This window comes from Kitasatospora fiedleri (assembly GCF_948472415.1).
Lineage (GTDB): Bacteria > Actinomycetota > Actinomycetes > Streptomycetales > Streptomycetaceae > Kitasatospora > Kitasatospora fiedleri.
Genome location: NZ_OX419519.1, coordinates 282,788 through 298,103, shown reverse-complemented (window position 1 = coordinate 298,103; position 15,316 = coordinate 282,788). Strand labels below are relative to the sequence as shown.

Genomic DNA, 15,316 nt, shown 5'->3' with positions numbered 1-15,316 from the left:
GGGCACACTTCCTACAGCAGGAGACAGAAGGTGCGAACGGTACGGACGGTGCGGATCGGGCACCGACGTCGAAAGGGGAACACGATGCGTGAGACGAACGGGATGAACGGGACGAACGGGACGCGCACGACGGGCGAGCCGCGCGGTGCGGGCGGCCTGCAGGCGCTGCTGGATCGCCGGGTCGCGGACGGGACGGTGCCGGGAGCGGTCGCCCTGGTCGCCGCGAGGGGCAGGTCGAGACGGCCGCCGCGGGCGAGTTGGCCAGGGAGACGCCGGTGCGGATCGCCTCGGTCGGCAAGCCCGTCACGGCTGCGGCGCTGCTCCAGCTGGTCGACGACGGGGCGCTCGCCCTGGACGATCCGGTCGAGCGCTGGCTGCCGGAGCTGGCAGACCTGCGCGTGGTGCGGATGCCACACGCCCCGGTGACGGGACACCGTCCCGGCGCACCGGCCCGTCACGGTACGGGACGTCATGGAGTCGCGGGCCGGCTACGGCTTCGCGGCGGACTTCACCCTCCCCGCGCTGGCCCCGCTGTTCGCGGAGCTGGCGCAGGGGCCGCCACAGCCGCAGCAGGTGGCACCACCCGAGGAGTGGACGGCCGCCCTGGCGGGCATCCCGATGCTCCACCAGCCGGGCGAGGCATGGTTGTACAACACCTGCTCCGACATCCAGGGCGTCCTGATCGCCCGGGCGGCCCGGCAGCCGCTCGACCAAGTGCTGACGGAGCGGCTGTTCGAGCCACTGGGCATGCCCGACACGGCCTTCCACGCGCCACCCGGCCGGCTGCCCCCGCTGTACCGCCCGGGGCCGGACGGCACCCTGGAGGTGGCGGACCCACCGGACGGCCAGTGGAGCACCCCGCCCCCGTTCCCGTCCGGCGCCGGCGGCCTGGTGTCCACGCTCGACGACCTGTTCACGTTCCTGCGGATGCTGCGCGCCGGCGGCCGAGCCGAGGACGGGCGGCGGGTGCTCTCGCTGGGCGCGGTCCGGCTGATGACCACCAACCACCTGACGGAACGCCAACGGGCCGACAGCGAGCTGTTCCTGGAAGGGCAGGGCTGGGGCTACGGCGGCTCGGTGGACGTGGTCCGCCGCGAGCCGTGGAACACCCCGGGCCGCTACGGCTGGGTCGGCGGCACCGGCACCGCCGCCCACCTGGTGCGGCGGACGGGCCTGGTGACGGTGCTGCTCACCCAGCGGGAGATGACGGGGCCCACCGCGCCGCCGCTGATGCGCGAGTTCTGGAGCTACGCGGCGGGCGGCTGAGCGTCCACCGGCCCGCTCGGGGCGGTCGGCGCGGTCGGTCCGGTCGGGGCGTCGTGGTCGGCGGCGACGGCCCGCCGGTAGCTCGACCCGTCCCGGGTGCGGGTCAGCAGCCGGGCCTCGATCAGGTAGCGCCGCAGCATGGCGGTGTCGGGTGGACGGTGAGCAGCGCCTCGTTGACCTCCTGCTCGCGGTACGGGCGCTCGGGGTCGAAGAGGGTGCGCACCAGGTGTTCGAGCAGGGCGGGCGGCGGGCCGGTCGGCGCGGGACCGAGACCAGCCGGCCGTCGGTGAAGAACGCGGCGAGGTCGGCGGTGTTCATGAACGGACATGACAGGCAGCCTCGCAGCGCGGTTGCCGGGAGACAAACGGATTAACCGGGGGGTACCGGCCGAGGGCCGGTACCCCCCGGAAGAGGGAGGGGGAGGGAACGCATGGGTGCGCGGAACACGGCGACGGGCCGGGCCCGGTGGGCGGCGGTGGTGCGGGCACTGCTGTTCCGCTGCCTCCGCTGGGGCACGCGGCCGAATCAAGCGAGACCGGCCGAGGGTGGTCCGCGCCGGCAGGTGCGCCGGCACGGCCGGGCGCTGATCAGCCCGTGGAGCACCTAGACGCCGATCAGCAGTCGGATGACGCGGAGCGACCGGGCGGTGAAGCACGGATCTTGAGGGGAGGCGTCCAGGCGGCGGCCGGTGCCGGATCACAGCGGGAGGCGGAACTCGATGGCGCGGTGGGTGCTGCGGTAGCCCAGGGCGCGGTTGACCGCCAACATGCCGGTGTTGTGGTCGGCGGTGTCGGTGCGCAGGCCGGTGATCCCGGGGTGTTCGGCCCGCGCCAGCGGATCGCCTCCGCCTTCATCGCCAGGGCCAGGCCGCGCCTGCGGTGGGCGGGCTGGACGGCGGTGCCGTAGTGCTGGCCGTCACCGGACCGGTCGGCGGGCAGCACCAGCTCGCTGAACCCGACCAGGTCGCCGGTGGCGGTCTCCAGCACGGCGGCGGTGTGCAGCAGTTCGCCCCGGTCGGCGACGGCCCGCGCCGCCGCCAGCACCCGGGCCTCGTCCCACGCGACCACGCCGAAGTCGGTGTCGCCCATCGGCATGTCGTCCATGGCGGTGCGGGCCCGGGTGAAAGCGGGCAGCCACTCCTCGGGCAGCTGCCGAGCCAGGACACCAGCCGGTACCCGGGCGGGAGTTCGGGTCCCGCCACGCCACCGGCCTCAGTGGCGTCGGTGTCGGCTGTGGTGCCGGTGCCGGTGTCGGCCGGGGTCAGGTCCAGTCGGGCGTACTCGAGGACGAGCGCCCGTTCGAAGCCCCGGGCGGAGAGGAACGCGTCGCCCGGGGAGCCCTCGACGGCCTGGGCGAGCAGGGTGCGGCGGCCGTCCTCCCGGGCCGCGGTCGCCGCGGCTTCGAGCAGCGCCGAGCCGGCACCGCGCCGCCGCTCGGCGGGTGGACGTCCAGGGCGAGTTCGCAGAGGTGGGCCTGGCCGGCGGAGTCGAACAGTGCGTAGGAAGGCGCTGCGAGCGGGGTGCCGTCCGGGGCGGAGGCCAGCCAGGCGAGGCGGTGCGAGGACGGGCCGGCGGCGGGCTCGGCGGAGAGCGGTCAGGCGGAAGGTCACGGTCGTGGGCTCCAAGGAGGTCGGGACGGGCGGGCAGGCGTCACCGAAGCAGGTCCGGCCGTCGGAGGCAACCGGCATTTCGGTCCGAGCGCGCCAGGTGGGGGAGTGGAGACAAGAAAGAAAAAAGCTGATGAGCAATCAGCTCATGCGCAGGAATGATTTTCTGACGGTTCATCAGGCTCTGGTGGCACCCGCTGCGCGGCCCCTGGTGCGCTCGGGTCCGGAGCGGGATCATCGTCGTCGTGGCGGACCGGTTCGCGTGCGGGGGCCGGGTGGCGGAGGTGGTGGGGGATGGTCGAGGGACGGCTCACGGTGGAGCGGCTGCGGGAACTGGTGGCCGCGGGCGAGGTGGAGACGGTCGTGCTGGCCGTCACCGACATGCAGGGCCGGCTAAGGGCAAACGCCTGGACGCCGGGTACTTCCTCGCCGAGGTGCTGGCCGGGGGTGCCGAGGGCTGCGGCTACCTGCTGGCGGTGGACGTGGAGATGAACACCGTCGACGGCTACACCGTCTCCTCCTGGGAGAGCGGCTACGGAGACCTGGTCTTCGCCCCCGACCCGGCCACCCTGCGCACGACGGCACCCCGGTCGCGGTCTCGCCCCGCCAGGTGCTACGCCGCCAACTGGAGCGGCTGGCCGGCTACGGCTGGGGCGCGTACGTGGGCACCGAGCTGGAGTTCCTGGTCTTCCGGGACAGCTACGAGCGGGCCTGGGAGAAGCACTACCAGGACCTCACGCCCGTCAACCAGTACAACGTCGACTACTCGATCCTCGGCACCGCCCGGATCGAACCGCTGCTGCGCCGCCTGCGCACCGGCATGACCGGGGCCGGGCTGACGGTGGAGTCCGCGAAGGGCGAGTGCAACCTCGGGCAGCACGAGATCGCCTTCCACTACGCCGACGCGCTGACCACCTGCGACGACCACGCCGTCTACAAGACCGGCGCGAAGGAGATCGCCGCCCAGGAGGGCGTCAGCCTCACCTTCATGGCCAAGTACGACCAGCGCGAGGGCAACTCCTGCCACGTGCACCTGAGCCTGCGCGACGAGCGTGGTCACCCGGTGTTCCCCGGCGAGGGCGCGCACGGCTTCTCCCGGACGATGGAGCACTTCCTGGCCGGGCAGCTCGCCTGCCTCGACGGCTTCGCGCTGCTGCTCGCCCCGACCGTCAACTCCTACAAGCGCTACGTGCCGGGCAGCTTCGCGCCCACCGCGATCGCCTGGGGCCGCGACAACCGGACCTGCGCGCTGCGGGTGGTCGGGCACGGGTCCTCGCTGCGGTTCGAGAACCGGGTGCCCGGCGGCGACGTCAACCCCTACCTGGCGGTGGCCGCGCTGATCGCCGCCGGGCTGCACGGGGTGGAGCACCAGCTGCCGCTGGAGGCCGAGTTCACCGGCAACGCGTACGCCTCCGACGCGCCCAGGGTGCCCGGGACGCTGCGCGAGGCGATCGACCGGTTCGAGCGCAGCGAGGCCGCCACCGAGGCGTTCGGCAAGGACGTGGTCCGGCACTACGCCCACGCCGGGCGGGTCGAGCTCGCCGCGTACGACGCCGCGGTGACCGACTGGGAGCGCCGCCGCGGCTTCGAGCGGCTGTGAAGCGGCGGCGGCACGAATACCAGCTCGGGCACGGGCACGAGCACGAGAGCGGAGCGAGGAGGAGCAGGTGACCGAGGAGTCCGAGCCGTACCAGGTGGTCAACCCCGCCACCGAGGAGGTGATCGCCACCGTCGAACTGGCCGGCCCGGCCGCCGTCGACGCCGCGGTCGCCCGCGCCCGGGCGGCGTTCGAGAGCTGGCGGAACGTGGCCCCGGGCGACCGGGCCCGGCTGCTGCGCCGCTTCGCCGCCGAGGTGGACGCCGAACGCGAGCAACTGGCCGCCCTGGAGGTCGCCAACGCCGGGCACACCATCGGCAACGCCCGCTGGGAGGCGGGCAACGCGCGCGACGTCATCGAGTACTACGCGGGCGCCCCCGAGCGGCTGTTCGGCCGGCAGATCCCGGTCGCCGGCGGCCTCGACGTCACCTTCCACGAGCCGCTCGGCGTGGTCGGCGTGATCGTCCCGTGGAACTTCCCGCTGCCGATCGCCGCCTGGGCGCTGGCCCCGCGCTGGCCGCGGGCAACACCGTCATCGTCAAGCCCGCCGAACCCACCCCGCTCACCGCGCTGCGCCTGGCCGAACTCGCCCTGCGCGCGGGCCTGCCCGAGGGCGTGCTCCAGGTGCTGCCCGGCCGCGGCCCGGTGGTCGGGCAGCGCTTCGTCACCCACCCGGACGTCCGCAAGGTGGTGTTCACCGGCTCCACCGCCGTCGGAAGGTCCGTGCTGGCGGGCTGCGCCGCCCAGGTCAAGCCCGTCACGCTCGAACTCGGCGGCAAGAGCGCCAACATCGTCTTCGCCGACGCCGACCTGGACAGGGCCGCCGCCACCGCCCCTACGCCGTCTTCGACAACGCCGGGCAGGACTGCTGCGCGCGCTCCCGGATTCTGGTCGAGGCGAGCGTGTACGAGGAGTTCATGGAGCGCCTGGAGCGCGCCGTCCGGGGCGTCCGGGTCGGCGACCCGGCGGACGAGAAGACCGAGATGGGGCCGCTGATCTCGGCCGCGCACCGGCGGCGGGTCGCCTCCTACGTGGACGGCGACACCGAGGTGGCGTTCCGCGGCAGCGCGCCCGAGGGGCCCGGCTTCTGGTACCCGCCGACGGTGCTGGCGCCGATCGCCCCCGACCACGGGCGTTCACCGAGGAGGTGTTCGGCCCGGTCGCCGCCGTGGTCCCGTTCCGCGGCGAGAGCGACGCGGTGCGGATCGCCAACGCCACCGAGTACGGCCTGTCCGGGTCGATCTGGACGCGCGACGTGGGCCGGGCCCTGCGCGTCGCCCGGGCCGTGGAGGCGGGCAACCTGTCCGTCAACTCGCACTCCTCGGTGCGCTACTGGACGCCGTTCGGCGGCTTCAAGCAGTCCGGCCTGGGCCGCGAGCTCGGACCGGACGCCCTGCACGCCTTCACCGAGACCAAGAACGTCTTCATCGCCACGGAGGAATGAGCCACATGAGCAAGCGACTTGACGGCCGGGTGGCGGTCGTCACCGGCGCGGGCAGCGGCATCGGCCTGGCCACGGTGCGCCGCTTCGCCGCCGAGGGGGCGAAGGTGGTGTGCGCCGACATCGACGAGGAGAGCGGCGCCAAGGCCGCCAACGAGGCAGGCGGCCTGTTCGTGCGCACCGACGTGACCGACGAGGAGCAGGTCCGCGCCCTGTTCGACACCGCCGTCGAGCACTACGGCAGCCTGGACGTGGCGTTCAACAACGCGGGCATCTCCCCGCCGGACGACGACTCCATCCTGGTCACCGGCCTCGACGCGTGGAAGCGCGTCCAGGACGTCAACCTGACCTCGGTGTACCTGTGCTGCAAGTACGCGATCGGCCACATGCGGCGGCAGGGCAGGGGCTCGATCATCAACACCGCGTCCTTCGTGGCGGTGATGGGCGCCGCCACCTCGCAGATCTCCTACAGCGCCTCCAAGGGTGGCGTGCTGGCGATGAGCCGCGAGCTGGGCGTGGAGTTCGCCCGCGAGGGCATCCGAGTCAACGCGCTGTGCCCCGGCCCGGTCAACACCCCGCTGCTGCGGGAGCTGTTCGCCAAGGACCCGGAGCGCGCCGCCCGCCGGCTGGTGCACATCCCGCTCGGCCGGTTCGCCGAACCCGAGGAGATCGCCGCCGCGGTGGCCTTCCTGGCCAGCGACGACTCCTCCTTCATGACCGCCAGCACCTTCCTGGTGGACGGCGGCATCTCCGGCGCGTACGTCACCCCGCTCCCGTAGCGGCCCGGCGGCAGCACGGCGGCCGGGCGGGTCCGCGAGGACACCGCCCGGCCGCGAGGGGCACTGCCGGGGCGTCAGTTCGAGGAGAACGCGTCCCCGCCCACCGCGAGGGCGTCGCCGCCCTGCGCCAGCGCGTCGCCGCCGACGGCCAGCGCGGAGCCGCACAGCGCCTCGGCGTCCCCGCCGACCGCGCCCGCGTCGCCGCCCTCGGCCCAGGCGTCCCCGCCGACGGCACCGGCGCTGCCGCCCAGCGCGCCCGCGTCGCCGCCGACGGCCAGCGCGTCGCCGTCCTCGGCCCAGGCGTCGCCGCCGACCGCGCCCGCGTCGCCGCCCTGGGCCGCCGCGTCGCCGCCGACGGCCAGCGCCCCGTGCGGGTGGGCGTCCTGGTGGTGATGGTGGTGCGCGTGCGCGGAGGCGGTGCCCGCTCCGCCGAGCAGGGCGAGCCCGGTGAGGAGGGCGGCGGTGGTGACCTTGGCGAGGCTGGAACGCATCGGGTTTCTCCAGGTTCGGCGCTGAACGCCGGGGCGTCGCGCGGTTTCGGGGGCCGGACGCGACGATCATCGGCATCCGCGGGCCCGCGCCGTACACCGTGGGCCGAGCGGTCACCCGGCCGGGGCAACCGCACCGCCGCGACGGGTGAGCGCCGTACCGCCGGATGCCGTACCGGCCGGTGCGCGGGGTTGACGCACCTGCGCACCAGGGAAGTTGACGCCGGATCAGTATGACGATCGGGCCGGAAGCTCCATCTCGAACCAGACCACCTTGCCGTCCCGGGTGGCCCGGCTGCCCCAGCGGTGCGCCAACTCGTTGATCAGCAGCATGCCCGCCCGCCCTCGTCGTGCTCGCCCACCGGCCGCAGCCGCGGCTCCCGGCTGTCCGCGTCCGCGACCTCCACCGTCAGCAGCGCGCCCCGGAACACCCGCAGCTGCAGCGGCGAACCGGCGTGCAGCAGCGCGTTGGCCAGCAGCTCCCCGGTCAGCAGCACCACCGGCTCCACCAGCGAGGCCAGCCCCCAGTCGGTCAGCGTCCGCCGGGTGAACTCCCGGGCGTGCCGCAGCAGCGCCGGATCGCCGGTCAGCGGCAGGGTCGCCAGCCGGTCCGCGCCGACCGGCCCGGCGTGCGCCATGATCACCGCCACGTCGTCCTGCCCCATCGTCGCCCCGAGCGCCCCCAGCACCGCGTCGCAGCCGCGCTCCAGGTTCGGCTGCCGGTGCGTCACCGTCTCGCGCAGCAGCTCCAGGCCCTCGTCCAGGTCCTGCCCGCGCCGCTCCACCAGCCCGTCCGTGTACAGCACCAGCAGCCCGTCCTCGCGCAGCGGGAAGCGCACCGACTCGAACGGCACCCCGCCCACGCCCAGCGGCGCGCCCGGCGGCGGCGTCACCAGCCGGGCCTCGCCGTCGTGCTCCGAGACCACCGGCGGCAGGTGACCCGCCGAGGCCAGGACGCACTCCCCGTCCACCGGGTCGAACACCGCGCACACGCAGGTGGCGAACTGGCCCTCGCCGAGCTGCGCGGTCGCCTCGTCCAGCCGTCGCAGCACCCGCGCCGGATCGAGGTCCAGCGTCACCAGCGTCCGCGCCACCGTCCGCAGCTGGCCCATCGTGGCGGCCGCCCGGATGCCGTGCCCCATCACGTCGCCGACGATCAGCGCCACCCGGCCGCCGGTCAGCGGCACCACGTCGAACCAGTCGCCGCCGATCTCGTCGCCCACCGTCGAGGGCAGGTAGCGGTGCGCTATCTCCAGCCCCGGCGTGCGGTGCACGTCCTGCGGCAGCAGGCTGCGCTGCAGGGTCAGCGCGGTGTCCCGCTCGCGCCGGTACAGCCGGGCGTTGTCGATGCACACCGCCGCCCGCGCCGCCAGTTCCTCGCCCAGCGCCCGGTCCGCCGGGGTGAACGGCTCCGGATTGGCCAGCCGGACGAACTCCACCCCGCCCAGCACCTGGCCGCGGGCCAGCAGCGGCACCATCAGGTACGAGTGGAGCCCGGCGTCCAGGCCCGGCTGGACCCGGTCCGGGTGCGTGACGATCCGGCGCAGCTCGGGCTCGTCCACGTGCGGCACCAGGACCGACCGGCCGGTGCGCATCGCCCGCGCGTACAGCTTGGCCGAGTGCGTGGTCTCCCCGATCTGGTCGGCCGCCCCCGTCAGCGGCGAGCCGTCCTCCCGCTCACCCACCGCGACCGCCCGCAGCGGCACCGAACCGGACTCCGGCACCGGCTCCGGGTCCTCGCCGGTCAGCACCGCCTCGCGGATGTCCACCGTCACGAAGTCCGCGAACCGCGGGATCACCACGTCCACCAGCTCCTGCGCGGTGATCGTCAGGTCCAGCGTGGTGCCGATCCGGGTGGACGCCTCGTTCAGCAGCGCCAGCCGCTGCTGGGCGCTCTCCGCGACCTCCAGCGCCCGCTGCCGCTGCTCGGCCGCGTCCCGCTCCCGGGTGTACAGCAGCGCGTTGTCGATCGACACCGCCGCCCGGGCCGCCAGCTCGCTGGCCAGCGCCAGGTCCGCCTGCCCGTACGGGGTCGCCGTTCGGGACCGGAAGAACGTCGCGGTGCCGATCGCCGCACCCCGGGCGATCAGCGGCACCACCATCAGCGAACGCACCCCCTGCGCCCGGATCGCCCCGCCGCGCACCGGGTCGTCCGTGAACCAACTCATCGCGGCCCCGTCCGTCCGCGGCACCAGCACCGGCCGGCCGTGCGACAGCGCCCACGCGTACGGCGTGCTCGGGTGCAGCCGCTGCACGGTGCCGACCGGGGCGATCGGCGACATCCCGCTGCCCGCGACGGTGTGGAACGCCAGCCGGCGCAGCACCGCGGACCGGTCCACCCGGTCCGGCAGCGCGGCCGGCTCGCCCCGCACCAGGCCGTCCAGCACCTCCACCACCACGGTGTCCGCCAGGCTCGGTGCGGCCGTCTCGGCCAGCTCCCGGGCCGTGGTGGCCAAGTCCAGCGTGGTGCCGATCCGGGTGGACGCCTCGTTCAGCAGCGCCAGCCGCTGCTGGGCGGCCTCGGCGGCGCTCTCCGCCTCGAAGCGGTCGGTGATGTCCACGACCGTGGTGCTCACCCCCAGCACCGTGCCGTCCGGCTGCTCCAGCCGGAAGCTCGACACCGACCAGGCGTGCTCGCGGCCCGGATCGGCCGCCGTCCAGCCGTGCGTGCGGGCGTCCACCACCGGCCGGCCGTCGGCCAGCACCCGGCGCATCGTGGCCTCCGCCGCCCGGCCGTCGATCCCCGGCAGCAGCTCGGTCAGCCGCCGCCCAGGTGCCGGTCCACCGGCAGCCCGTTGATCCGGGCCAGCGCCTCGTTCAGGCGGACGAAGCGCAGCTCGGTGTCGTACACCGCCATGCCGACCGGCGACTGGGTGAAGAACCCGTCCAGCACCGCCAGGTCCGCCGCCAGCCGGCGCACCTCGCTGACGTCCGAGGCCACCGCCAGCACCATCGGCGAACCCTCCCGGTCGAGCACCGGGTAGGTTCGGAAGTCCAGCCCCACCAGGTGCCCGTCCCGGTGCCGCACCGGGAACACCCCCGACCAGGGGCGGCCCTCCAGAATCCGGGCGAACAGCCCCAGCACCTCCGTACGCCGCTCCGGGGCCACCAGGACGTCCGCCGCGAACCGCCCCACCGCCTGGTCCGCCGGGAAGCCGAGCAGGGCCTCCGCGTCCGGGCTCCAGTGCAGGATCCTGCCGTTCGCCGCGATCAGCGCCGTGGCCACCGGGATCGCCAGCAGGCCGTCCGGTACCGGCGCACCACCCGCCGTGAGCGGGAGGCGGGGCGGGCCCGGGAAATCGTGCCCTGCTGCCCGGTGTCCATGTGGTTCTCGGCGTCCATCCGGCCACCTACCCTTCGGGGCGGGGGTACCGCCCTGCCATCGTCGCACGGCGGGCCGCCCGCGCCCAGACGGGTGACCTGCCGCTAGGGTGGGCCGGATGGAGACCCGCCGGACGGACCCCGGGGCGGCGCACGGTGGTGCGTAGGAAGCCCGCCCCCCTCAGCCCGCTGCCGCAGCGCGACGGCATCGACCCGGTCCACGTCAGACTGCCGGTCGAGGGCGCCTGGCCGACCGTCCGGGCCTACCTGGAGGAGCGCTACGGCGCCGCCGCCGGGAACGGGCGGATCGCCGCCATGCTCGCGGCCGGCGAGTTCGCCGGCCAGGACGGGCCGGTCACCGCCGACACGCCCTACCGGCCCGGCGGCCACGTCTGGTTCCACCGCGAACCCGGACCGCCCGAACCCGTGGTGCCCTTCCCGGTCGAGGTCCTGTACCGCGACGAGCGGATCGTGGTCGCCGACAAACCGCACTTCCTCGCCACCACCCCGCGCGGCAGCCACGCCACCGAGACCGCCCTCGCCCGGCTGCGCCGCGACCTCGACCTGCCCCGGCTCAGCCCCGCCCACCGCCTGGACCGGCTCACCGCCGGCGTGGTGCTGTTCGTCGCCGACCCCGCGCTGCGCGGCGCCTACCAGGGCCTGTTCGAACGGCGCGAGGCGGTCAAGGAGTACGAGGCCGTCGCCCGCCACGAGGAGGGCGCGGCGGCCCTGCCGCCGACCGTGGTGCGCAACCGGCTCCGCAAGGACCGCGGGCGGCTCGACGCCTACGAGGAGCCCGGCGAGCCCAACGCGGAGAGCCGGATCGAGCTGGCCGAGGCGCGCGGCGGCCTGGGCCGCTACCGGCTCGCCCCGCGCACCGGGCGCACCCACCAGTTGCGGGTGCACATGAACGGGCTCGGGCTGCCGATCCTGGGCGACCCGCTCTACCCGGAGGTGTTGGACGGGGCGCACCGGAGGACTACCGGCGCCCGCTCCAGCTGCTCGCGCGCTCGCTGGAGTTCACCGACCCGGTGGGCGGGGAGCGGCGGCGCTTCGTCAGCGGGCGGGTGCTGGCGGCCTGGCAGGACCCGGCGGGCTGGTAGGACCCGGGGCGGGTCGGGCCGGCGCACGGCTCTTCGGGTCGTCAGGTCGTGGGGTCGTCAGGTGGTGGGGTCGTCAGGTCGGCGGCTCTTCGGCTCTTCGCGCGCAGTGTATTGACGGGAAGTCTAATAACTTCTACCTTCACGGCAGTGCCACCACTCCACCCTCCAGGCCCTCACCGAGAAGGAGCCGGCATGCCGCCCCAGCCCGCCTCCACCCAGTCCACCCGCACCGCACCCGACCGGGAGCGCACCGCCGAACGCCTGCTCGCCTCCTCCGCGAAGCTCTCGTTCAACCCGCTCAAGGACGTCGACTGGGACGCCGACCCCATCCCCGGCGCCTACTACTGCCCGCCCCGCCACCTCTCTCTCTACGGCACCGACCTCTGGGAGCGGATGACCGACGAGGAACGGATCGAGCTCTCCAAGCACGAGGTCGCCTCCATCGCCAGCGTCGGCATCTGGTTCGAGGAGATCCTCATGCAGATGCTGCTGCGCCACGCCTTCGACCGGGACCCCACCAGCAACCACGTCCAGTACGCGCTCACCGAGATCGCCGACGAGTGCCGGCACTCGATCATGTTCGCCCGCATGATCGCCAAGATGGGCGTCCCCGCGTACGGCGCCGGATTCGTCGCGCACAACCTGGGCCGGCTCTTCAAGGCGATCTCCACCCACAGCCAGACCTTCGGCGGCACCATGTACGTCGAGGAGATCCTGGACGCCTTCCAGCGCGAGGTGATGAACGACGACACCCTCCAGCCGCTCACCCGCCAGGTCTCCCGGATCCACGTCATCGAGGAGGCCCGGCACATCAGCTACGCCCGCGAGGAACTGGTCCGCAAGCGCCTCGGCCCGGTCCGCCGCCGGTACGAGCAGCTGTTCATCGGACTGATCGTCTACTACGCCACCACCGCGCTGATCCACCCCGGCTGTACGCCGCGGTCGGCATCGACCCGAAGACAGGCCGGGCCGTCGCCCGCGCCAACCCGCACTGGCGGGCCACCAAGGTCGAGATGGCGCAGAAGGTGGTCTCCGTGCTGGACCGGGCCGGACTGGTCGGCCGGACCAACCGCTGGCTGCTGCGCGCCGCCGGCGTGCTGGCCTGAGCCGACGGCCGGACCGACCGCCCGCTGATCCGCTCGTCCGATCATCCGACCTGACTGGAGCAGTGGGCGGCTGACGGAAACGGTCACCGTGCGGTGCCGTTGCGGTCTTCCGGTGTTCGAGTGGCGCGGATACAGTGCGTCGTCACCGAACTGCCGGGGGGTTCGTTCATGCGTCGCACCACGGGCGGCACAGCCGCCACCACCGCCACCGCCGTCCTGCTGCTGGGCGCCCTCGCCGGATGCGGCGGGCCGTCCCCCGCCGGGGACCGGGCCGCCCCCACCGCCGGGGGCGGGTCGGCGTCCGCCGCGGCCACCGGATCGGCCGCGCCGACCGGTTCGGCGCCCGCCGGGTCGGGGAGCGGGGCCCCGCAGGACCCCGCCGCGACGGCCTCCGGCGCGAGCCCGGGCCCCGGCCAGGGGGCCGGGGCGGGGAGCGGCATCACGGTGGCGTTCGCCGGGGACGTCCACTTCGAAGGGCGGACCGCCGCCCGACTCGGCGCCGCCAAGGCCGACACCGCGCTCGGCCGATCTCCGGCGCGCTCTCCGCCGCCGACCTGGCGGTGCTCAACCTGGAGACCGCGATCACCGGCCGCGGCAAGGCCGAACCCAAGACCTACACCTTCCGCACCACGCCCAAGGCGCTCGGCGCGCTCAAGGACGCGGGCGTCGACGTGGTCTCCCAGGCCAACAACCACGCCGTCGACTTCGGCCCGACGGGCTCGCCGACACCCTCGCCGCCAAGGCCGCCTCCCCGGTGCCCGTGATCGGCATCGGCAAGGACGCCGAGGAGGCGTACGCCCCCTACCTGACCACCGTGCGCGGCGTGCGGGTCGCCGTCCTGGCGGCCAGTCAGGTCAACGAGATCACCAACCAGAAGTGGCGGGCCGGCGCGCACAAGCCCGGCATCGCGTCCGCCCTCGACGAGACCGCCCTGCTGCGGGCCGTGGCCGGGGCGAAGGCGCAGGCGCCCGTGGTCCTGGTCTACCTGCACTGGGGCGACGAGGGCGTAGCCTGCCCGACCCGCGCGCAGACCTCGCTGGCCAAGAAGCTCGCCGACGCCGGAGCGACCGCCGTGGTCGGCACCCACGCCCACACCATGCTCGGCGCGGGCATGCTCGGGAACACCTACGTGGCGTACGGCTTCGGCAACTTCCTCTGGTACGGCACCTCGAACTACACCGCCTCCGACGAGACCGGCGTCACCACGATCACCGTCACCGCGCGACGGCCGCGTCACCGGCGAGACCTTCACCCCGCCCACATCGACGGCCGCGGCGTGCCCGTCCCGCAGAGCGGCAACGCCGCGAAGGCCGCCCAGCAGCGCCGCGACGGCCTGCGCGGCTGCACCGGACTGGCCGCCGTCCCGAAGTGACGGCGGCCGGTCCGGGCGTCCGTCAGCCCAGGTTCAGCACCTGGCCGGGCCGGATCAGGTTCGGGTTCTCGCCGATCAGCTGCTGGTTCGACTGGTAGAGCTCGGACCAGCCGCCGCCCACGGCGTTGCTGCGGGCGATCGAGGCCAGCGTGTCGCCGGGGCCGACGGTGTACGGCTGCGCGGACGGGGCCGGGGACGCTGCCGGGGTCGGGACCGTCGAGGTGGTCGGGGCCGCCGGGGCGGTGGACGCGTCCGTGGGCGCGGTCGTGCCGCTGCCCGCGCTCGGGGCGGTGGTGGTGCCGCCGTTGGGCGACGCGTCCGGGGTGCCGCTGGTGCCGGTGGACGGGCCGGGGGACGGGGTGACCGGGAGGGTGGGCAGCAGGCCGCCCCCGTTCCCGCCGTCGGTGCCGGTGCTGCCGTCGGTGGGCGTGCTCGGGCTGGGCGAGGCGGTCGGGTCGGTGGGGTCGCCGGGAGCGGCCGGGTCGGTGGGGGAGACCGGCGGGACGGTCGGGGTGGCCGAGGCGTCCGGGGCGTTCGGGGTGGGGACGGTCGGGTCCGGGGTGGTCGTGGTCGGCGCGCTCGGGTGCGGCTGGGGGTGCGTCAGCTGCATGTAGCGCTCGTACAGGCTCTGGTGGCTGGTCCAGAACCAGGCGCCGTTCTTCTCGTACCAGTACACGTGCGAGACCGGGTCGTAGCCGGGCAGGCCGGAGAACACCGGCGTGCTCCTCCCGTCCGGGACGGTGCTGCCGTCCGGGGCGGCGTTGACCGCCGCGACGCCGCGCGCGCCGCGCAGCGAACCCGTCTCGTCCGCCGAGTCGTTGTCGTCGACCACGCCCGGCGCGCTGGCGGTGTTCAGGCCCGCGTCGTCCGCGCACGCCGACCAGGGCGAGGGGCCCTCGGTGGCCAGGATGCGTTCGGCGACGGCGATCTGCTGGCTGCGGGTGGCCCCGTTCGGCAGCGCCGAGTACTGGGTGCCGCCGTAGTCGTTCCAGCGCTGGGCGGTGATCCCCAGGCCGCCGTAGATGCCGTTGCCCACGTCGGAACTCCAGTTCCCTCCGCTCTCGCAGTCGGCGACCCGGTCCCAGACCGCGCTGGGGGCGGCGTGTGCGCCGGTGACGGCGAGCAGCGGCAGGGCGATGCCGACACCGGCCACGCCGGCTGCCGCGATCGCCCGCTCGGCCGCCTTCTCCGCCGGACCCTGCCGGCGGTGGCGTCCCGAACCCGTGAAGAGCATGCG

The 15,316-nt window shown here is 74.6% G+C and carries 9 protein-coding genes and 5 pseudogenes; 7 read left to right on the top strand and 7 right to left on the bottom strand.

All coding sequences use genetic code 11. From position 1 onward, the window contains the following. Window positions 1–102: 102 nt before the first annotated feature. Window positions 103–1,266, top strand: a pseudogene (locus QMQ26_RS01475) (serine hydrolase domain-containing protein). On the opposite strand, the gene QMQ26_RS01470 reads toward QMQ26_RS01475, so the two are convergent. The 3 genes from QMQ26_RS01470 to QMQ26_RS37165 all read right to left on the bottom strand — a co-directional run bounded on the left by QMQ26_RS01470 (window position 1,248) and on the right by QMQ26_RS37165 (window position 2,369). Further along, window positions 1,248–1,406: a DUF2087 domain-containing protein gene (locus QMQ26_RS01470; protein WP_282204449.1), complete on the bottom strand. Its 159-nt coding sequence runs from the start codon at window positions 1,404–1,406 to the stop codon at window positions 1,248–1,250. The pseudogene QMQ26_RS01475 and the gene QMQ26_RS01470 sit on opposite strands and share 19 nt — an antisense overlap. Continuing rightward, a complete protein-coding gene (locus QMQ26_RS01465; RefSeq protein ID WP_282204448.1) occupies window positions 1,388–1,594 on the bottom strand; it encodes a DUF2087 domain-containing protein in 207 nt (68 codons plus the stop codon). Before QMQ26_RS01465 ends, QMQ26_RS01470 begins: the two co-directional genes overlap by 19 nt. A 286-nt stretch (window positions 1,595–1,880) precedes the next feature. Continuing rightward, window positions 1,881–2,369, bottom strand: a complete 489-nt coding sequence (locus tag QMQ26_RS37165) for a GNAT family N-acetyltransferase (RefSeq protein WP_318552172.1) — start codon at window positions 2,367–2,369, stop codon at window positions 1,881–1,883. Between the two features lie 797 nt (window positions 2,370–3,166). On the opposite strand from QMQ26_RS37165, the pseudogene QMQ26_RS01455 reads away from it, so the two are divergent. The 3 genes and pseudogenes from QMQ26_RS01455 (at window position 3,167) to QMQ26_RS01445 (ending at window position 6,689) form a co-directional block, all read left to right on the top strand. After that, a pseudogene (locus QMQ26_RS01455) lies at window positions 3,167–4,472 on the top strand (glutamine synthetase family protein). A gap of 67 nt (window positions 4,473–4,539) precedes the next feature. After that, a pseudogene (locus QMQ26_RS01450) lies at window positions 4,540–5,913 on the top strand (aldehyde dehydrogenase family protein). Continuing rightward, a complete protein-coding gene (locus QMQ26_RS01445) occupies window positions 5,910–6,689 on the top strand; it encodes a 3-oxoacyl-ACP reductase (protein ID WP_100834601.1) in 780 nt (259 codons plus the stop codon). The pseudogene QMQ26_RS01450 and the gene QMQ26_RS01445 overlap by 4 nt, the downstream one beginning before the upstream one ends. Before the next feature lie 74 nt (window positions 6,690–6,763). Here QMQ26_RS01445 and QMQ26_RS01440 read toward each other — a convergent pair whose 3' ends face one another. The 3 genes from QMQ26_RS01440 to QMQ26_RS01430 all read right to left on the bottom strand — a co-directional run bounded on the left by QMQ26_RS01440 (window position 6,764) and on the right by QMQ26_RS01430 (window position 10,403). Continuing rightward, window positions 6,764–7,180 carry a hypothetical protein gene (locus QMQ26_RS01440; protein WP_100834600.1) on the bottom strand — a complete coding sequence of 139 codons (417 nt, stop codon included), beginning with the start codon at window positions 7,178–7,180 and terminating at the stop codon, window positions 6,764–6,766. 320 nt (window positions 7,181–7,500) lie between these two features. Further along, a complete protein-coding gene (locus QMQ26_RS01435; RefSeq protein ID WP_404814034.1) occupies window positions 7,501–9,891 on the bottom strand; it encodes a SpoIIE family protein phosphatase in 2,391 nt (796 codons plus the stop codon). A gap of 44 nt (window positions 9,892–9,935) precedes the next feature. Further along, window positions 9,936–10,403: a PAS domain-containing protein gene (locus tag QMQ26_RS01430; RefSeq protein WP_282206384.1), complete on the bottom strand. Its 468-nt coding sequence runs from the start codon at window positions 10,401–10,403 to the stop codon at window positions 9,936–9,938. Between the two features lie 254 nt (window positions 10,404–10,657). Between QMQ26_RS01430 and QMQ26_RS01425 the strand changes: the two are divergent. From QMQ26_RS01425 to QMQ26_RS37830, 3 genes and pseudogenes are all read left to right on the top strand, one after another. After that, window positions 10,658–11,601: pseudogene (locus QMQ26_RS01425) on the top strand (pseudouridine synthase). Window positions 11,602–11,793: 192 nt separating this feature from the next. Then, on the top strand, window positions 11,794–12,735 hold the full coding sequence (locus QMQ26_RS01420) for an AurF N-oxygenase family protein (protein ID WP_282204447.1): 942 nt from the start codon (window positions 11,794–11,796) through the stop codon (window positions 12,733–12,735). Window positions 12,736–12,946: 211 nt separating this feature from the next. After that, window positions 12,947–14,079: pseudogene (locus QMQ26_RS37830) on the top strand (CapA family protein). Window positions 14,080–14,101: 22 nt separating this feature from the next. Here the strand turns inward: QMQ26_RS37830 and QMQ26_RS01405 are convergent. After that, window positions 14,102–15,313 (bottom strand): transglycosylase family protein, encoded by a 1,212-nt coding sequence (locus tag QMQ26_RS01405; RefSeq protein WP_282204444.1) that lies wholly within the window; start codon window positions 15,311–15,313, stop codon window positions 14,102–14,104. Between the last annotated feature and the right edge of the window lie 3 nt (window positions 15,314–15,316).